Here is an 18,871-nt window from a genome sequence, read left to right as displayed (position 1 = left end):
GACCTTATATCCGGGTTGACGTGTCGAGATACTGCTGTTGCCTGAGGTGCCTCAACAGAACCCGTCCTTCGGGCATAAACTCGGTGCCATAGCGCACCAGCCCAATCCCTTTGAGCTCGGCGTCAATGGCATAGCGCAGTTCGCCGGGTACATTCTGCTCCAGCAGAACCACGTCTATTTTTTTCAGGCGTGGCTCATATTTGAGCAGGACGGCAGACAATGTGCCCATAAGCTCATGGGCCGTTCCAGGCATGCCCTGCAGGATTTTTGTCATATCGGGCAACCCGTAGTCGGGCAGATGCGCCAGCGTGCCGGCGCGACAGTTGAGAACGCGCTGCATGTTATCAAGTACCGAAAGGATGACCTGGTTTTCTTCAGCAACCTGATTAAGCTCGAGGCCGCCGGTAAAATTTCCGGTCAGCATCTCATACAGCGAAGGTGTGTTATGTCCCTGGGGCATCAGTCATCCTTAAGCGGTTGCAGCGCCAGATGGTTCTCGCCGGCTTCCAGAATGCGCGGTTTATCCGGATCCAGATCGCTGCGCTTGATAACCTGCTTCCAGGTGTCGTTAGTCATGTCCGGGTGCCTGAACAGCCCCACTACCGCGACAAACTGCGCTTCTTCTTCCATCGGCATATCAAGGCTTACATCCCCGCCCGGCTTCACCACGACGTCACGACTGGCCAGCATGTCGTCTTTCAGAATGCTGGCATCATCCTGAAGAAGTTGCTGATAGACCGTCTTATCAAAGGTTTTGCGGTCTTTGAGCTGATAAACCCGCACCACAACAGGCTCTGACAGTGAGTTATTTTCGCGGGAGTCGGTGTTCAGCGCCTCACGCGCGGTGAAATCCAGATGCAGTATTTTAATCTTTTTATAGAACACGGAAGTAAACGCCGATTTGATACCGTCGGTGATGCTCTGCGTCACCCCGCAGCCTGTCAAAGTGAGCGCCATCAGAGGCATCAGCCAGCGAGTGGCTTTATTTAAACTTGTACGTAACACGTCGGTTTCCTTGTTGCGGTTTCGCAGGCTCCAGCCCGCGGTAATAGCCCAACTCTGTCGTAAAGGTTTCAGGTATGTCATCCGGAAGGCTCTCACCCTCTGCACCCAGCACGCCGTTCATTCCCAACCAGAAAGGGTTTTCACCCAGCGGTGGTACGGCCAGCAGTCGGACAGAGGTGGTCAGGGTGATTCTGGCCTTGAACCGCCAGCCCAGATACACCCGCAGCATCACCAGGAAATCCTGGTACAGCTGGCCATCCGGCTTCCATCCCTGCGCTTCCTGTTCGTTATCCGTCTTGAGTGCAACCAGCAGCTGGCTGCTGGCATCCATCGCTTCATCACCTAACGGCGTATTGCCATCCAGCAGAAAATCATCATCGCCATAAAAACCCAGCGGCTGATTGACCTCTACCGGCCGGAGACAATACGGACTTACCTGCACCGTCGTATCGGGGGCCAGCAGGCTCACCAGTGCCTGTATCCCCTCCTGAGTTTTGCCCGGCTGCTGCAGCACTCCCAGCAGAGCCAGAAAGCGCGACACGGGTGTGGCAATATGATTTGCCGTACCCGGTATCCCCAGCCCTACCAGACCCAGTAACGACTGCGAAATGCTGTCCGTTCCGCCGGGCTCAAACGTGGCCGGGTAGGAGTATTTTCGCCAGATGCGGTAAAACTGCGTCAGGATGCGATGGCTGAAAATATCCAGAAAGCCCTGCAGCGCCTCATGCCCTTCCCGGCGCTGGGTAATGTCATCGAGATACGCCGTCGGTAAGGGAGAATCGACGCCGTACATGCCCATAAAGGTTGTGCGGATAACCGGAGGCTTACTGTCATCGTCTTCGTCATACTCGACGGCCTTCAGTTCGCTGACCGGAAACCCCATCCCCGGATGCGGCGCGAAACGTACCGGGTCATCGGCGGGATGACTAGTTGAGCCCATCAGCGGCCTTCCAGGATTGCGCTTCTCCAGCAGCTGGCATAAACGGTAAAAGTTGATGCGGTGAAGATCGACCTCCAGCCGCGGCGTCAGCCGGGAATGCGGCGGTTGTGCTTCTCTAGCCATTCCAGGCGTTCTCCGGTCGGTTGCAGGATAATAATGAGGCGGTTAAACAGATAGATGTCGGTATAGAGCGCGAAGAAGCGGCTCAGCATCTCGCCGAACAGGCAGATGTCGCCGCGCCCGGCAAAACCGTGGCTGTCCAGCGTTACTTCAATCTGCACGCCGCGGACCAAATAACCCTGCTCGAATCGTTCAGTTTCACTGTGCTTCACGTCAATGATGGCTTCCAGGCGACGGCGGTTCATCTCGCTATCCGTCCATTCATACAGCGCCAGGGTACCCCGCAGCACGTCGGCATTATCCATCATCGACAGAAATCCGCTGCCGAGATGGCTCAGCACGCGCCAGTGGAAACGATCCTGCGCTGGTGGATAACAGGGTAGCGTTGGCGCACACAGGTTGCGCACGGCGATACTGGCCGAGGTGGTTTTCATCACCGTATCGAGCACGGTACTTTGCAGCGCCCGTCGCGGTAGCTGGCCGTTGGTGCCGGTGAGCGTCAGGGACAGGCTTTCGTCTTCCGGGACGGTGTGGTTGTCAAAGGCTTCGCCACCCAGGATAAGCCAGGTATTATGCAGCCCAGACGGGCCGCGCCGCACGCGGGTGTGATAGTAATATTCCGGCGCTTCATGGCGCATCATTCCCCCTTTATGGCGGAAGCTCGAGAACGGCACGTAGGTATGCTGGCTGGATGACATCACCGAATCGACCGCGTAAATCTCGGTATGACCATCCTGTACGCGCATCGGCCGCAGCAGGTATTCGGTCTGCAATGAATTTAGCGTGAGCGGATCGGATTCCAGTGGGAACAGATTGATCACGGGCACGCAGTTCAGGCGCAGATGCTTTTCGGTAAAGCTGAAGTCATGCTCCCAGCGTTCCGCCAACACTACGTCGATTTCAAACCAGGGGAGTTCAGCCGGAAAGTTGACGCTCTCCAGTCCACACAGGCCGGTGAACATGAATTTCTCGCGGAAGGTGAAGTACTCCAGCAGCAGCTGATAGCCGCTAAAGCTGCTGCTGCCCTTCGGCCACAGGTCGTCGTCATCGCCAAATCCCAGCGCGCTGAAATATCCGTCTAGCGGTCTTCTGTCCATGTCGCCAGGCATCCGCAGCCAGAGACGGGCAACATTCATGGTGAAGGCTTCATGCATGGCGCAGGCGAGCGGCGCGTCGGCGTTGAAGTAGAACGGGAGCTGGCTGAGATCGACACGGCCCCAGTCGGCCAGGTGGCTGCAGTTAAACCGCAGGCTGATAACCGAATGCCCGTCTGAATCAGTAGTCAGGCGGGCGTGCTCAAGCGACAATGGCTGAAGGGTAATCTCTTTGGTTGTAGTGTACCGGCAGCGCGTCCCCTTTTCACCAATCGGCCGCGAGTGCACCTCAAAGCCTTTGACAATGCGCATCTGCTCTTTCATCTCACGCCAGTCGGGTGTGAACTCCACCACCGACATCGACGGAATGGTGCGCAGGTAATGCGGCCAAAGCAGGCCGACCAGCCCTTCTGTCAGTTCAGGCAGGTCGTCATCAAGCTTCTCGCGAAGCCGCCCCATCATGAAGGCAAAGCCTTCAAACAGGCGTTCCACGTACGGGTCGCGCGCGCCCGCTTTATCGAGGTTGAGCATTGCTGCCTGCTCGGGGTGAGCGCGGGCAAATTCTTCGCCGGCTTCAAGCAGGTAGCGCATTTCAGCGTCGTAATAACGCAGGGTTAAATCGTCCATAAGAACCTGAATAGATGAATTTTAAAGGTAGGCCAGGCGTTTTACCCGCATAGCACCGCGCTGCTTGCCGGATCGAGCGCGATCAGACCGGCCAGAAGCTGGTCCATCTCAGGCTGAAGCCGAGATTTATCGGTCTCGCTGCGGGTGGCTTTCATGCGCAGCAGTCTGAGGCGGCGCGATTTGACTTCAAACAATAGCGCCGGCGTCCACTGCGTGAGGGTGATTGACTGTGCAGCACCATCGAGTTCCCCCAGCAGATGCAGGGCCAGTTCGTTCTTACCCTTTTGTTCCGCCACGCGCGCCATCAGCAGGCGCAGCAGCCATTTGTCTTTCGTGGTGTCAGTGCCCGGGCGGGTCTGCAGCCAGTGGAGTGTGACATCCAGGCCATCCGTGTCCGCTTTCACAAGCGCTTCCTGCTCAAGAGCCAGAATATCGTTGTCCGTCCCACTGACAGTACTGACCGGCTCATCACGCCAGCCGGACATATCATCCAGCACGCTCTGATTTATCCAGTTCAGCGTGACCTCATCGGCAAACGGCGTCCCGTCATTAAAGGCCAACGTTTCAAGCCCGGTGAGGCGACGCAGCAGTCCTTTTAGGTCGGCAATGATGATGTCGGCCAGCACATCCTGGCCCAATTTCACCAGGGCCTGATGGATATACCACTGCAAATCCAGCCAGAGGTGGTTGGCACCGCGCGAGAAGGTGCTGTCGGCGTGCTCCAGTATCTCCAGCCAGCTCTGCTGAAGGTACAGGCGTTTGAGCATGGCCCGCTGGTCAGCCCGCGGCGGTTCGATGCGCGTTTTCCCTTCGGCATCCGGCGCCGGAATAGCACTCAGCGTGTCATGTCGCAGGCTTTTCATCAGCCGGTGTGCGGGAAGCCATCCATCCGGTTGTTCACGCAAATATCCCGCCAGAGTACGGGCCTGGGTCAATAGATCCTGACCAGACGAAATGCGGCTCAGGACGGGCGCATCATGCTCTGTCGTGTGCGATGAGATCTGTGGCTGGGACGAGTTACTGGCGTTCTGAGGAACCAAAGCATCTACGCCACCGGCCTTCATCAGGCGGGATTCCAGCGCGCTGTACAGCGCATTAAGTTCCGGCCGTGACGTTTCCGGCTCTGTTTCCAGACTGTCGCGGATGAGCAGCAGCACACCCGCGGTGCGCTGAGCATCGCTGCGAACTACTTCCGGCCAGAGGGAGAGGCTGTCGAGCAGACGAGAGCCTGCGAGCCACTCAAGCGCAGGTTTGCGGCTCCGCTCGCGCTGCGGGTGAAGCTGCGCTCCATAGCGCTGCAGCAATCCTGCCAGCAGTTCAAGCCCTTCGGCAAAGCCGGTTTCCCCGTCCTGATGCAGACGCGCCCAACAGTAATAGGTGGCAATCCGGATATCTTTGGCGGTGGTGGTTAGCAGTTTTTCGGCAAGCGTACAAATCAGCCCGGTATCGATGCCGGAGAGTTTATTTACCTCCTCTCTGATACGCTGGAAATCATCGTCATAACCCGGATCTTCCCCTGTAGGATTGGTGTCGCTGACCGGGGCAAGCCAGGGCTGCCAGCATTCCGTGCGGGCCTGCGCCTGCTGTCGTAGCTCAATTTCGTCCGCCTGACAGGCGGCAACAAGATTCTGCAGACTGCTCATTCTTCAATTCCGTCCATGTCACTGTTTTCCGTGCTGGCCATCAGCGCCTGAGCCGTGGCCGCGCTGTCGATGCTGAAGATCCGATCCGGCAGCGTGAAGCCGCGCAGTGCCAGTAATGCCAGCGGCCCGCTGCCCAGCTGTGAACGCAGTACCCATTGCAGAGTTCGACCATCCGGGGCGGTGAAACTTACCATCCACTGGCTGCGGTCAAGCTGCTGCCGCTTGCCCTGGTTCAGCCAGCGTATAAAGCCCCAGGTCCCGCTGTAATCCCCAAACAGACGCGCACCGGCGTTGACCGAGGTCCAGGTCAGCATAGTTCCCGGTTTGTACGTGTCTCCCGGCCAGCGGAAGGACTGCCAGTCGGCCATCTGGTTAAAGTAGTGCAGCTTTTGCCCATCAATGGTCAACTGAGTTTCCACTACCTGCGGTGCCGGACGTGCCTGCAGCTCGAAGCTGATGCCCTGACTGCCATCGGTAAACAGAATGTCTGACAGCTCGCTCAGTTGATTTATCGCCCGCAGGAACGTTGGGTTAAAGTTCAGTCCCTGGCTGTTAACCTTATCCGGTACCCACTGGCTGCCCTCTTTGTGCAACACACCGCTGAGTTCAGTCGCCAGGAAGCGTTCAATACGTCCGCTGTCCTTACGTATAAATTCGGCCAGCATGGGCAAGGAGGCATCGCTCTTGCTCGCGGCGAACGGGAAGCGCCCGTCAAATGCCGTGTGCCAGTTCGTCACAACCGAGCGGCTCCATTTGTCATTCAGACTTGCTGCCGACGGCTGAAGCACGGTCTCCCAGGCCTGGGCCAACGGCTGCACAAACATCGTGCTGCCAAAACCGCTCCACTCTTCGCCAAGGCTTGCCGAAATGAGGCTGCCGTACTGCTGGGTATCAGTCAGGTCCACGCTTTTGCCCTGGAATACGGTTTGCGCCAGGGTTTGCATCATCTCCTGCGGGTCTGAGGCGCTGGCCACCTGCTGCAGGCGCAGGCGCACGCGGGTGATACGGGTCAGATAGGTCTGCAGGCTCAGAGAGTTGTCAGCCGACATGACGTTACTGCCGTTGTTTTTACCCAGAAGCTGAAGCAGCGGGCCGAAGGTTTCATCCAGTGGCCCCTGTGGGCCTGACGCTGACTGGTCAATCGCAGGTTTGTCTTTCCCGCCTACGAGGTCTTTAGCCGATTTGATGATTGAGTCTGAAAGGCCTTCGCTTTTCTGACCGGTCTGTCCCTGCCAGGCGAGGGTATTCATCAGGGCAATCAGCGGCGACTGGCGGACATCGCTCATCAGCGTTAGCTGGTCGGTGACATCAGCAATATTGTTCGCAGGATTCCAGCGCAGACTGTTAAGGAAGTTCAGCCAGCTGCCGGCGAAGTCAGTGAAGTAACGCTCTGTCAGGCGCGCTTTGAGCGCTTCCGGGGAAAGGTCCGCCGATACGGCTTTGCGGGAGTCGCTCAATACCCAGTCAATTTCATCCTTGCGTGAACTGGCCGCTTTCTCAATGGCCTGCTGAATCCCCCCTTCCCATGCCTGGCGGGTAAACATGCCCGGTACGACTTCATCGGTGGTGAACAGGCGACGGGCGTCGGTGCCGCTGGTCATGTCTTCCAGGGACACATCCGCGAAATTACGGCGTACGGATTTGAGCATGTTTTCATACAGCGTGCTTTCCGCGTTGCGGCGGCCAATCTGCTGCAACAGCACCTGACGGCTCTGGCTGACCAGCTGTGCATCAGGCGTGATTTTCCACTGTGGCTGCTTTGGCAGTTCAGCGATATAGAAGGCCCATAAATCCGGCGACAGACTCTGCCACAGCCCGGTTGAGATGCCCATACGCGTCGGCTGCACGGTTTTCATCGCTTGCGCGTAAAACGCACCGTCGGCTTTATCCGGGCGAGCCATCATCAGCCAGGCTTTAAGCTGGTCATAACCCGGTTTCGCCAGCTGCACCCGCTGGTCGCTGTTTGGCGCTGAATTGACCAGCGCTGCGAGCTTTTGCGCCAGGGCAGCATTTGCCGGGTCGCGTATTAGCCGGTTGTTAGCCACGCCGTACCAGGGCAGCATCGCGTTTAGCAACTGCTGATTATGGTCGAGGCCGAAGCGCTGATACCAGGGCGTGCCCTCCTGAATATTGTGCAACATGCGCCCGGCATCGTTTCGCAGTTCATGCAGTGCCGTCAGCTGATAATCGGATACCGAAGGATGTTCAACCAGATTGCGGGCTTTTCCTGCCACAGAGGAAATTTGTGCATAGTTCAGCATAAACGAGACCAGCAGCCCCGCCCCCCAGAGACCGATGATGGCCGCCAGCGTCCAGGCGAGCGTCTGTTCCCATGCCATACCGACACGGCGGCCACGTACACGGGTGCAGTCGTCAACGATCCCCTGCCATGTCACCGGCAGAGCGAGGGCATGGCGTTGTGACTCCGGAATATATTTCTCAGCGTCGGCTGTTCCCCCTGACATCTCAGCAGGTTTATTCTCCGGCAGGCTGAACATCAGGCCGCGCAGCGGAACGCGTTGCTGAGCGTCGGAGAGCCATGGCAGCAGTTGCTGGGCCCAGCGGGCGATACCGCCATCTTTGAGATGCTGGCCCAGACGCAGCAGGAAGTCGTGGCGGTTGTTTTCTGCGACCTGACTCACCCCCTGCGTCCGCAGGGTCGGCAGCATCAGTTCAAGCTGGCGGGTAATGTCGTCGGCTTTGGCTCGGAGCGGGAAAGTGGCTCCGATCGGCTGTTCAATACGCTTAGCCTGCGACCACTTACTGTCTCGCAGTTGCCATAACCATACCGGCGCGGAATAGCGCAGCAGTTCGCTGATTTTTTCCAGCCCGCGCAGATCACTATCGCTCATCTGCGGCGTAATACTCTGGCCTTCGCCAATTACGCGCACGATGCCGTCCAGAGGACGACCACGTCGCAGCTTGCGCAGAGCAGTATATTTTTTTTCGTCGGGTTCAGCGGTCAGGCTGCCGCCGTAAATCAAGACCGTGCGGTTACCTTCCAGCCACTGACGGGCTTGCAGATTGGGCACCAACTGAGCGATGGCGTTCTCATCGCCTGTGACTAACAGCAGGCGAGCTTTACTTCGCCAAAAGAGGCTATAGCGGCGACGGAGATGGCTGCTGATGTCCACCTTGAGCGGCAGCCCGGGCGTTCTTTTCTTTTTGACCGGCGTGGAAGAAACTTCTCCCATAACTTTATCCCGAATCATTAAATGAAAAGCGATAAACCCCAGCACCAGTACGCAAAGCGACACTCCCCAGACAACAAAACAGGCCGTTATGATTCGACGTAACACGTCCCATTCAGTGGAGAGATCTTCCCACCAATACCACCACAGCAACCCACCTGCCAACGCAAGCAGCGTGACAGTAGCAACAAACAACACCGCCGTGGCAAGCACAGAAAATTCAGCGGGTTTATTTTCCTTCACCATAAGGTTTAATAATTCCAAGTGCGAGAGTGTGTAGAGGATCTTTGGCTATCCAGCCGCAGGGTTCTTGATTATTTTTTGCGTAAAGGGCCGCCAGAAGCAGCACGATAAGCATTTCCATATCACCGGGGTTCCCCCAGTTGAGGTCCTGAACGTGATGGGTTACATTCCAGCCGCTTTGCGCCAGGGCGGGCAGCGTCGGCTGTGAGAACAGCATGCAGGCATCAGGCGGATTTTCGAGTTCACTTTGCTGCTCAGCTCGCTCGCAGACTGCGGTTAAAACCTCTTTCCCGGCGATATCATAAACCTCCCCCCGGGTCAGGCTGACTAGCCCTCTCTGAGCGACCAGACACAGTGCAGCGGACTCACCGGCAGGCTGCGCAGAGTTAAACGAAGCAGCTATCGAATGACACCCAGCGACAAGAATGGCCTCTGTTTCAGCGAGAGTTTGAGCCGTTGCGGCAAGTGCAGACAGCGTCTCTTCGCCTTGCCATGCCTCCGGTTTTTCAGGAAGCGCCACGTCCGGAAACGAAACCTGCATTTGAGTACAGAATGCACGCCAGCCCTTCAGAGAACCCTGCCAGTAGCATCGCCATAATTGTGGGAGGGAGGAATCTGCGCGTTGCGTCTGCCATTGCAGCACCAGCATTTTTGCCAGTAAAGCTTCGCGTTCAGCCACCGTATCGACCAGCGTTCGACCGATACGCAGCGCTTTCCCGCTCGGCTCTTTTTTTATCTCAGGAACCCGATGCTCCCGCTTTAGCAGCCGCAGCCAGTGTGGCGTATCGGTTCCGGCCGGGCCCAGCAGCACCATATCACTGAGCGCGAAACGGTATTGATGCTGCTCCCACCAGGCCTGCTGCTGCTGCTCAACCAGTTGTTCATAATATCGGGCGTTATGGGCCGACATCCGGTAATACAGCAGGCGTATTAACCAGAGCACGCCCATCACAATCAACGCGCAGGCCATTCCTTTTATAACCAGCTCTGCACCGCTCCCGGCAGAACGAAGCAGCGCGCCGCCCACCCCGCACAGCAATACCATCAGCGCGCCCGCTGACAGCCATCGCTTGCCATCAGGAGGGCGCGCGACCCGGTAGGGTGGATACTCCGGTAACGGCCTCACAGCTCAATGCCGCAATCGGGAAAGGAGCTCACCAGCGTGCAGCCGCAGGCACAACGGTGACCGTGCAGCGCCACCGGCTGTCCGTCCACTTCCGATATCGAGCTACCTTCGATAATGACCGTCATGCCATGTTTATTGCACCTCACCGCATCGCCTTTGCAGGCAATTCCTTTCCCGAAGCAAAGATAATGCCCGCCCAGCACTTTCCCGCCGTACTCCCGCAGGGTGTCGCCCTCGCGTATCACTGCTTTCATCCTTCATCCCTCCCTGAATCAGGCCGTTACGGTCGCCTTAAGTTTTTCCGCCCAGCTGGATTCAATCATTGATTTTGCCAGCACCAGCCGCTGCTCGCTGATGACCTGCGTTTGCTGTGCAACCACCGTGCCTGGCTCCATCGTTGGTGCCTGCAGCTGTGCTGCATCAGGCAGCATCGGCAGCGGTTTGCCGGAAAGCAGATCGATGGCCTGCGTTTCGAGATAAACGGCCCCCACGGTACCGGCAAGCCCTGCGAGTTTGCCCTTCGCGCTTTTCTGTTTGATGATAACGGCCGTGCCTGCGGCAAGGGTCGCGACCCCCACCACCGCCCCGGCAATCATCAACGGCGTCATCGGCTTACTGCTGCGGCTGCCGAAGTAGATCATCCGGTAGAGGAAATAGCTGCCCCAGGGTTCGCGGGAGCCGAAGGCGTTGTGCATAAACCACGCGCGGGAATCATGGACCTGATCGTCAAACAGCGCCCGCACCAGCCCGGCAGGTTCAGAGGCGTTACTCGCTTCGCCGGTTGTCGGGAAAAGCACTTTCACGCGATCGTCCCCGGCCGTTTTCATGCTGCGCCATTCGCCGTACTCATTGTCGTGATTCAGCAGGAAGATGGCGTTGCTCATTGAATCAACGGCGGTAAACAGCCAGTTACCGGTATCCGACCGGGAGAGGCCGCTGTAATCCTCCCTGAACTCTTCGGCGGCCTGGCGCAGCTGAGTTTGCCCCAGCGCGGCGTCAAAATCCTTCGGCCCCGGCGGGAGCATCAGGAAGCCCTCTTCAGGTTTATGTTTGGCAATATCTGCCTTACGAGCATCGTCAACTTTTTTCTGTGCTTCTTTCCATGCTTCCTCAGACTGCTTTCTGACCAGCGGATCGCTGTCTTTATCCAGCCCGTTCGCCGCCGAATCAACATAGAAGCGCTGGGTCTTGTAGGTTCCCCCGGCATAGCGATTGATACGCCACGCGGTGATCCAGCCCATCTGATCTTCAAGGGCTTTCTCCAGGCTGACCGGCGCGCGCGGCGGATCGTATTTTGCGGCCTGTTCGGGGGGAATGGGTTTATCGGGAGCTGTCAGGCCGAGGGTGATTTCGCGCCATGCATTAAAACGATTGACTAAAGCAGTATCAATATCGAATTCTTTCATTTGGCGTGCATCTAAAATACGCCACCTATCTTGTTGCAGATCCTTTGGTAATGAGGACTTAATTACCTTAAATGGAGCACCTACAGAAAACGCTATAGAATACATATCATGTAAAGCGATTTGTGAAAGTAACAGACTGTCACCGTGACCATTTGCTTTCCCCTGATCCCCCGGCGGATATCCACCACCTAAATCCGAGTGCATTCCCGGATAAACGACTTCCTGGCTGTTCGCCGGATAATGACCATCCGGGCGGCGGATCGAATCCAGCGGGAAACACAGCCGCTGCTCGTGGGAAGAGACCAGGTGGATACACTTTTTAATCAAGCCCCCGTAGATCTTCTCTGCCGGCAACTCCTGGGTTCCGTCCGCCCAGCCCATATGCCCTTCCGCCACCGGGGCGATATGCGCCACGCCCACCGAGGCCACTGTATCCAGCAGGCCAAGGAACTCCACGCTGAGCGGAATTTTCAGCCCGCCCACCGCCAGACACTGCTCGGGCTTGTCTTTTCCCTCTTCAGGCTTTGGCAGCAATTCGCTGAGCCAGTTGACAAAGGCCCGCGCCGCCGCCGCCCCGCGCGAAAAGCCGTACACGTACAGTTTGATACCCAACAGCTTCGGCTTTCCGGGTTCGACCGGTACCAGGGCCTTTTGCAAGGCTGGTGCCATATCCTTATCCTTTAGCAGGCTCTGGAAGGTCTCATAACGGTTAGCGCTGCCGGTCAGCCCAAAAGACGCCATAGAGGTTGCCATTTTGTCCACCGCCGTCCAGCTTTCGTCGTCTGACAGCGCATCCAGGCCCATCGTCAGCTTCAGGGCATCGATAATCCGCAGCAGGCCCCAGTTGATACGGTCTTCCCCGTGGGTCGCTGCCGCCAGCCCCATCATGCTGAAATCCAGATCGTTCACCTCGGGGAAAGGTGTCCCGACGCCGGGAATATAATATTTGTAGTATTTGTCATCACCGCTGCCGCTGGCATCCAGCAGCTCCGCTTTTTTGTCCGCCAGCCCCCCGGCATAGCCCTGGCCGATAGTGGCGCGGAACAGACGGGCAATATTGGTGGGGTGCTTCGGGTCAGCAATATATAAGTCGTGATTAAGGTTATTGCCGGTGCCGTCAAAAAACAGGCTGATATGCAGAGTCTTGCAGCATGGGGGCTCCACGCGCCGCCCGGCGGCCAGGCACAGCTCCTGCCGGTAGGCCAGCTCGTGGTTATCCTGCTGCGCGCAGTTTGTGCCTACCAGCGCAGCCTGAGCAGGTAGACGCCCCTGAGCCGGAAACGCCGGCGGGAACCACGCCAGATCGGTGATTATTTCGGACATACTTTTGGCTCCGGCATCTGCAGCGGCTCGTTGATTGGGTAGCCAGGCCGGCCGGGGCTCACACAGCTGGTGGTCACTTTCACCTCATCGCAGGGCATAAAGTGAACCGTGATCCCGCAGGTCTTTTGTCCCGTATAGTCTGGAACCGGTACAATTTTGCTATGATTTCGATTACTTTTATCAATTTTCTTTTCCCAGGCCAGATACTTAGCCCTATCTTGGTACCCAGGGAAATCATCTGTGGACGCCTCCCCGCTTTCCCAGTCCACCCTCACAGTCATACCCGGTCGCCATTTCGCCGGCACGCCATAGCAGCAGCCGCCGCCGCCCCCCTGATACGGCCCAATAGCGTCTATCCCCGACTGACCGTCGACGCTGAAATGGTTGATTGCCCATTTGGTGTGATTAATGGCAACAATGGTTCCACCACCGCCGCTCCGGGTTTTAGCTTTCGCCGCAGGCTGACTGCATCCGGTCAGCAACAGGGCACCCAGTACCACGAGGTAATGTCGTATTTTCATTTTGCATTCCTTTTATGAATTAACACGTTACTGCATCCTGCTTAGCCATGCCCTGGTGCAATGGCATGGCTAAGCATTTCTGAAGGGGTATAAAGACCAGCCAGTTATTAAGGTTATTGCCGGTGCCGTCAAAAAACAGGCTGATATGCAAAGTTTTACAGCAGGGAGGCTCCACGCGCCGCCCGGCGGCCAGGCACAGCTCCTGCCGGTAGGCCAGCTCGTGGTTGTCCTGCTGCGCGCAGTTTGTGCCAACCAGCGCAGCATGAATGGGTAAACGCCCCTGGGCCGGAAACGCCGGCGGGAACCACGCCAGATCGGTGATTATTTCGGACATACTTTGGGCTCCGGCATCTGCAGCGGCTCGTTGATTGGGTAGCCCGGCCGGCCGGGGCTCACGCAGCTGGTGGTCACTTTCACCTCATCACAGGGCATAAAGTGCACCGTGATCCCGCAGGTCTTTTGCCCCGTATAGTCCGGTACCGGTACCACCGCGCTGTGCTGCTTATTCTGGGCTTTTATTTTTTTGGCCCAGGATAAAAATTTTTGTTCATCGGCATAACCCGGAAAATCCATTGAGTATCCCACCCCTGTTTCCCAGTCGACTTTCACCGTCATACCCGGTCGCCACTTCGCCGGCACGCCATAGCAGCAACCACCACCACCGCCCTGATACGGTCCGATAATATCTATCCCCGACTGACCGTCGACGCTGAAATGGTTGATTGCCCATTTGGTATGGTTGATGGCAACAATGGTTCCACCACCGCCACTCCGGATTTCAGCCTTCGCCGCAGGCTGGCTACAGCCCGTCAGCAACAGGGCACCCAGTATCACGAGGTAATGTCGTATTTTCATTTTGCATTCCTTTTATGAATTGACACGTTACTGCATCCTGCTTAGTCATGCCCTGTGCAATGGCATGGCTAAGCATTACTGAAGGGGCCTAAAAACCAGCCAATGATTAAGGTTATTACCAGTACCGTCAAAAAACAGGCTGAGATGCAGCGTCCTGCAGCAGGGAGGCTCCACGCGTCGCCCGGCGGCCATGCACAGCTCCTGCCGGTAGGCCAGCTCGTGGCTGTCCTGCTGCGAGCAGTTTGCGCCAACCAGCGCAGCCTGAGTGGGTAAACGCCCCTGAGCCGGAAATACCGGCGGGAACCACGCCAGATCGGTAATTATTTCGGACATACTTTTGGCTCCGGCATCTGCAGCGGCTCGTTGATTGGGTAGCCAGGCCGGCCGGGGCTCACGCAGCTGGTGGTCACTTTCACCTCATCGCAGGGCATAAAGTGCACCGTGATCCCGCAGGTCTTTTGCCCCGTATAGTCCAGGAGTGGTACCACCGCACTGTGCTGCTCATTCTGGGCCTGCATATCTTTCTTCCATTTTTTGAACTTCTCTCTATCTGCAAAGCCGGGAAAACCCTTTGAGCCGCCCACCCCCGATTCCCAGTCGACTTTCACCGTCATTCCGGGCCGCCATTTCGCCGGCACGGCATAACAGCAGCCGCCGCCGCCGCCCTGCCAGGGCCCAATAGCGTCTATCCCCGACTGACCGTCGACGCTGAAATGGTTGATTGCCCATTTGGTATGGTTGATGGCAACAATGGTTCCACCACCGCCACTCCGGGTTTCAGCCTTCGCCGCAGGCTGACTGCATCCCGCCAGCAGCAGGGCACCCAGTACCACGAGGTAATGTCGTATTTTCATTTTGCATTCCTTTTATGAATTAACAGGTTACGTCCACCTTGCTTAGCCATGACTTTTCACGATGGCATGGCTAAGCATTACTGAAGGAGATAAACAACGGTGATTATTTCGGACACATTGCATCGCCTTTGCAGGCAACCCCCTTTCCCGAAGCAAAGATAATGCCCGTCCAGCACTTTCCCGCCGTACTCCCGCAGGGTGTCGCCCTCGCGTATCACTGCTTTCATCCTTCATCCCTCCCTGAATCAGGCCGTTACGGTCGCCTTAAGTTTTTCCGCCCAGCTGGATTCAATCATTGATTTTGCCAGCGCCAGCCGCTGCTCGCTGATGACCTGCGTTTGCTGTGCAACCACCGTGCCTGGCTCCATCGTTGGTGCCTGCAGCTGTGCTGCATCAGGCAGCATCGGCAGCGGTTTGCCGGAAAGCAGATCGATGGCCTGCGTTTCGAGATAAACGGCCCCCACGGTACCGGCAAGCCCTGCGAGTTTGCCCTTCGCGCTTTTCTGTTTGATGATAACGGCCGCGCCTGCGGCAAGGGTCGCGACCCCCACCACCGCCCCGGCAATCATCAACGGCGTCATCGGCTTACTGCTGCGGCTGCCGAAGTAGATCATCCGGTAGAGGAAATAGCTGCCCCAGGGTTCGCGGGAGCCGAAGGCGTTGTGCATAAACCACGCGCGGGAATCATGGACCTGATCGTCAAACAGCGCCCGCACCAGCCCGGCAGGCTCAGAGGCGTTACTCGCTTCGCCGGTTGTCGGGAAAAGCACTTTCACGCGATCGTCCCCGGCCGTTTTCATGCTGCGCCATTCGCCGTACTCATTGTCGTGATTCAGCAGGAAGATGGCGTTGCTCATTGAATCAACGGCGGTAAACAGCCAGTTACCGGTATCCGACCGGGAGAGGCCGCTGTAATCCTCCCTGAACTCTTCGGCGGCCTGGCGCAGCTGGGTTTGCCCCAGCGCGGCGTCAAAATCCTTCGGCCCCGGCGGGAGCATCAGGAAGCCCTCTTCAGGTTTATGTTTCGCCTTCATATCCCGCCGAGCATCGTCAACCTCTTTCTTTGCTTCTTTCCATGCTTCCTCAGACTGCTTTCTGACCAGCGGATCGCTGTCTTTATCCAGCCCGTTCGCCGCCGAATCAACATAGAAGCGCTGGGTCTTGTAGGTTCCCCCGGCATAGCGATTGATACGCCACGCGGTGATCCAGCCCATCTGATCTTCAAGGGCTTTCTCCAGGCTGACCGGCGCGCGCGGCGGATCGTATTTTGCGGCCTGTTCGGGGGGAATGGGTTTATCGGGAGCTGTCAGGCCGAGGGTGATTTCGCGCCATGCATTGAAACGATTGACTAAAGCAGTATCAATATCGAATTCTAAGATTCTATCGGCATCCATTACCCTCCAGCGCTGAGATTTAAGATCTTCAGGTAAACTATCTTCGGGGGCTTTCAGAGGGGCTCCAGATTCAAAAGCAGCGGCATACATCTCATTCAACGCAATTTGTGACAACAGCAAACTATCGCCATCACCATTTGCCTTACCCTGATCCCCTGGCGGGTAACCACCGCCTATATCCGAGTGCATTCCCGGATAAACAACCTCCTGACTGTTCGCCGGATACGTACCATCCGGGCGGCGGATCGAATCCAGCGGGAAACACAGCCGCTGTTCGTGGGAAGAGACCAGGTGGACACACTTTTTAATCAAGCCCCCGTAGACCTTCTCTGCTGGCAGCTCCTGGGTCCCGTCCGCCCAGCCCATATGCCCTTCAGCAACCGGGGCGATATGCGCCACCCCCACCGAGGCCACCGTATCCAGCAGGCCAAGAAACTCCACGCTGAGTGGAATTTTCAGCCCCCCCACCGCCAGGCACTGCTCGGGTTTGTCTTTTCCCTCTGCAGGCTTTGGTAACAGTTCGCTGAGCCAGCGGACAAAGGCCCGCGCCGCCGCTGCCCCGCGCGAAAAGCCGTACACGTACAGTTTAATCCCCAACAGCTTCGGCTTTCCGGGGTCGACAGGCACCAGGGCCTTTTGCAGGGCTGGTGCCATATCTTTCAGCAGGCTCTGGAAGGTCTCATAACGGTTAGCGCTGCCGGTCAGCCCAAAGGACGCCATAGAGGTCGCCATTTTGTCCACCGCCGTCCAGCTCGCACTGTTCGACAGGCTCTTCTTGGTTGTCGTCCGCTTCAGGGCATCGATAATCCGCAGCAGGCCCCAGTTGATACGATCCTCCCCGTGGGTTGCTGCCGCCAGCCCCATCATGCTGAAATCCAGATCGTTCACCTCGGGAAAAGGCGTCCCGACACCGGGAATATAATATTTGTAGTACTTATCTTCAGCGCTACCATCCGCATCCAGCAGTTCTTCACCTTTAGTGACTCCACCGGCTGCACCCTGCCCGATGGTGGCGCGAAACAGACGGGCAATATTGGTGGGGTGCTTCGGGTCAGCAATATATAAGTCGTGATTGAGGTTATTACCGGTACCGTCAAAAAAAAAGCTGATATGCAAAGTCTTACAGCAGGGGGGCTCCACGCGCCGCCCGGCGGCCAGGCACAGCTCCTGCCGGTAGGCCAGCTCTTGGTTGTCCTGCTGCGCGCAGTTTGCGCCAACCAGCGCAGCCTGAGTGGGTAAACGCCCCTGAGCCGGAAATACCGGCGGGAACCACGCCAGATCGGTAATTATTTCGGACATACTTTTGGCTCCGGCATCTTAAGAGGCTCTTTGATCGGGTGTTCAGGGTGACCATAGTTGGCACAGCTGGTCGTCACTTTCACCTCATCACAGGGCAGAAAATGCACCGTGATCCCGCAGATTTCCTGTCCCGTATAGTCCGGCACCGGTACCACCGCGCTGTGCTGCTTATTCTGGGCCTGCATATCTTTTTTCCATTTTTTGAACTTCTCTCTATCTGCAAAACCTGGAAAACCCTTCGAGCCACCCACTCCTGTCTCCCAGTCGACCCTCACCGTCATTCCGGGCTGCCATTTCGCCGGCACGCCATAGCAGCATCCGCCGCCGCCGCCCTGCCAGGGACCAATAGCATCAATGCCTGACTGACCGTCGACGCTGAAATGGTTGATTGCCCATTTGGTGTGATTGATCGCCTCTATGGTTCCGCCGCCACCCCGGCTTTCTGCGTTCGCCACGAGTTGACTGCATCCCGCCAGCAGCAGGGCACCCAGTACCACGAGGTAATGTCGTATTTTCATTTTGCATTCCTTTTATGAATTAACAGGTTACTGCGTCTTGCTTAACCATGACTTTTCACGATGGCATGGCTAAGCATTACTGAAAGGAAAAAACGTCAAACGGTGATTAGAGCCTGCCGGTAGGCCAGCTCGTGGTTATCCTGCTGCACGCAGTTTGTGCCTACCAGCGCAGCCTGAGCGGGTAATCGCCCCTGAGCCGGAAACGCCGGCGGGAACCACGCCAGATCGGTGATTATTTCGGACATACTTTGGGCTCCGGCATCTTAAGAGGCTCTTTGATCGGGTGTTCAGGGTGGCCATAGTTGGCACAGCTGGTCGTCACTTTCACCTCATCACAGGGCAGAAAATGCACCGTGATCCCGCAGATTTCCTGTCCCGTATAGTCCGGCACCGGTACCACCGCGCTGTGCTGCTTATTCTGGGCCTTCATTTTTTTTTCCCAGACCAGATACTCATCCCATTTGTCAAACCCTGGAAACCCATCCATATCCCCAACACCTGTTTCCCAGTCGACTTTCACCGTCATACCCGGCCGCCACCTCGCCGGCACGCCATAGCAGCAGCCACCGCCGCCGCCCTGATACGGCCCGATAATGTCTATCCCCGACTGACCATCGACGCTGAAATGGTTGATTGCCCATTTGGTGTGATTGATCGCCTCTATGGTTCCGCCGCCACCCCGGCTTTCTGCGTTCGCCGTCGGCTGGCTACA

General features: G+C 57.2%; 16 protein-coding genes and 3 pseudogenes. All 19 read right to left on the bottom strand.

Annotation, left to right across the window (positions count from 1 at the left end; genetic code table 11):
- Positions 1–4: 4 nt before the first annotated feature.
- The gene (gene tssE / locus OSH03_RS06840; RefSeq protein WP_151412973.1) at positions 5–460 is read right to left on the bottom strand and encodes a type VI secretion system baseplate subunit TssE; all 456 of its coding nucleotides are present in this window, start codon (positions 458–460) and stop codon (positions 5–7) included.
- Positions 460–1,005, bottom strand: a complete 546-nt coding sequence (gene tssJ / locus OSH03_RS06835; RefSeq protein WP_266178665.1) for a type VI secretion system lipoprotein TssJ — start codon at positions 1,003–1,005, stop codon at positions 460–462. The genes tssE and tssJ overlap by 1 nt, the downstream gene beginning before the upstream one ends.
- The gene (gene tssG / locus OSH03_RS06830; protein WP_266178664.1) at positions 983–2,068 is read right to left on the bottom strand and encodes a type VI secretion system baseplate subunit TssG; all 1,086 of its coding nucleotides are present in this window, start codon (positions 2,066–2,068) and stop codon (positions 983–985) included. The genes tssJ and tssG overlap by 23 nt, the downstream gene beginning before the upstream one ends.
- Positions 2,032–3,786, bottom strand: a complete 1,755-nt coding sequence (gene tssF / locus OSH03_RS06825; protein ID WP_266178663.1) for a type VI secretion system baseplate subunit TssF — start codon at positions 3,784–3,786, stop codon at positions 2,032–2,034. The genes tssG and tssF overlap by 37 nt, the downstream gene beginning before the upstream one ends.
- 41 nt (positions 3,787–3,827) lie before the next feature.
- Positions 3,828–5,429 (bottom strand): type VI secretion system protein TssA, encoded by a 1,602-nt coding sequence (gene tssA / locus OSH03_RS06820; RefSeq protein ID WP_266178662.1) that lies wholly within the window; start codon positions 5,427–5,429, stop codon positions 3,828–3,830.
- A complete protein-coding gene (locus tag OSH03_RS06815; protein ID WP_266178661.1) occupies positions 5,426–8,866 on the bottom strand; it encodes an ImcF-related family protein in 3,441 nt (1,146 codons plus the stop codon). Before OSH03_RS06815 ends, tssA begins: the two co-directional genes overlap by 4 nt.
- On the bottom strand, positions 8,850–9,989 hold the full coding sequence (locus OSH03_RS06810) for a hypothetical protein (RefSeq protein ID WP_420909755.1): 1,140 nt from the start codon (positions 9,987–9,989) through the stop codon (positions 8,850–8,852). The genes OSH03_RS06815 and OSH03_RS06810 overlap by 17 nt, the downstream gene beginning before the upstream one ends.
- Positions 9,986–10,243 (bottom strand): PAAR domain-containing protein, encoded by a 258-nt coding sequence (locus OSH03_RS06805; RefSeq protein ID WP_266178659.1) that lies wholly within the window; start codon positions 10,241–10,243, stop codon positions 9,986–9,988. Before OSH03_RS06805 ends, OSH03_RS06810 begins: the two co-directional genes overlap by 4 nt.
- A gap of 18 nt (positions 10,244–10,261) precedes the next feature.
- A complete protein-coding gene (locus OSH03_RS06800; protein WP_266178658.1) occupies positions 10,262–12,718 on the bottom strand; it encodes a T6SS phospholipase effector Tle1-like catalytic domain-containing protein in 2,457 nt (818 codons plus the stop codon).
- Positions 12,706–13,239: a Tli1a family immunity protein gene (locus tag OSH03_RS06795; RefSeq protein WP_266178657.1), complete on the bottom strand. Its 534-nt coding sequence runs from the start codon at positions 13,237–13,239 to the stop codon at positions 12,706–12,708. Before OSH03_RS06795 ends, OSH03_RS06800 begins: the two co-directional genes overlap by 13 nt.
- 103 nt (positions 13,240–13,342) lie before the next feature.
- Positions 13,343–13,573: pseudogene (locus OSH03_RS06790) on the bottom strand (hypothetical protein); the annotation flags it as partial.
- The gene (locus OSH03_RS06785; protein WP_266178655.1) at positions 13,561–14,094 is read right to left on the bottom strand and encodes a Tli1a family immunity protein; all 534 of its coding nucleotides are present in this window, start codon (positions 14,092–14,094) and stop codon (positions 13,561–13,563) included. The pseudogene OSH03_RS06790 and the gene OSH03_RS06785, both read right to left, overlap by 13 nt.
- Before the next feature lie 102 nt (positions 14,095–14,196).
- Positions 14,197–14,427 (bottom strand): annotated as a pseudogene (locus OSH03_RS06780) (hypothetical protein); the annotation flags it as partial.
- On the bottom strand, positions 14,415–14,948 hold the full coding sequence (locus OSH03_RS06775; RefSeq protein WP_266178653.1) for a Tli1a family immunity protein: 534 nt from the start codon (positions 14,946–14,948) through the stop codon (positions 14,415–14,417). The pseudogene OSH03_RS06780 and the gene OSH03_RS06775, both read right to left, overlap by 13 nt.
- 121 nt (positions 14,949–15,069) lie before the next feature.
- A pseudogene (locus tag OSH03_RS06770) lies at positions 15,070–15,175 on the bottom strand (PAAR domain-containing protein); the annotation flags it as partial.
- An 18-nt stretch (positions 15,176–15,193) separates the two neighbouring features.
- Entirely contained in the window at positions 15,194–17,641 is a 2,448-nt protein-coding gene (locus OSH03_RS06765; protein ID WP_266178652.1) for a T6SS phospholipase effector Tle1-like catalytic domain-containing protein, read from the bottom strand.
- Positions 17,629–18,159: a Tli1a family immunity protein gene (locus tag OSH03_RS06760; RefSeq protein ID WP_151412978.1), complete on the bottom strand. Its 531-nt coding sequence runs from the start codon at positions 18,157–18,159 to the stop codon at positions 17,629–17,631. Before OSH03_RS06760 ends, OSH03_RS06765 begins: the two co-directional genes overlap by 13 nt.
- Positions 18,160–18,254: 95 nt before the next feature.
- A complete protein-coding gene (locus OSH03_RS06755; RefSeq protein WP_266178651.1) occupies positions 18,255–18,404 on the bottom strand; it encodes a hypothetical protein in 150 nt (49 codons plus the stop codon).
- On the bottom strand, positions 18,392–18,871 hold a 480-nt coding region (locus tag OSH03_RS06750), incomplete at its 5' end, for a Tli1a family immunity protein (RefSeq protein ID WP_266178650.1). The genes OSH03_RS06755 and OSH03_RS06750, both read right to left, overlap by 13 nt.

The organism is Enterobacter nematophilus (assembly GCF_026344075.1).
In the GTDB taxonomy this organism is placed as follows: Bacteria; Pseudomonadota; Gammaproteobacteria; order Enterobacterales; family Enterobacteriaceae; genus Enterobacter; species Enterobacter nematophilus.
The sequence above is the reverse complement of the archived record's forward strand: the minus strand, read 5'-3'. Positions and strand labels throughout refer to the sequence as shown.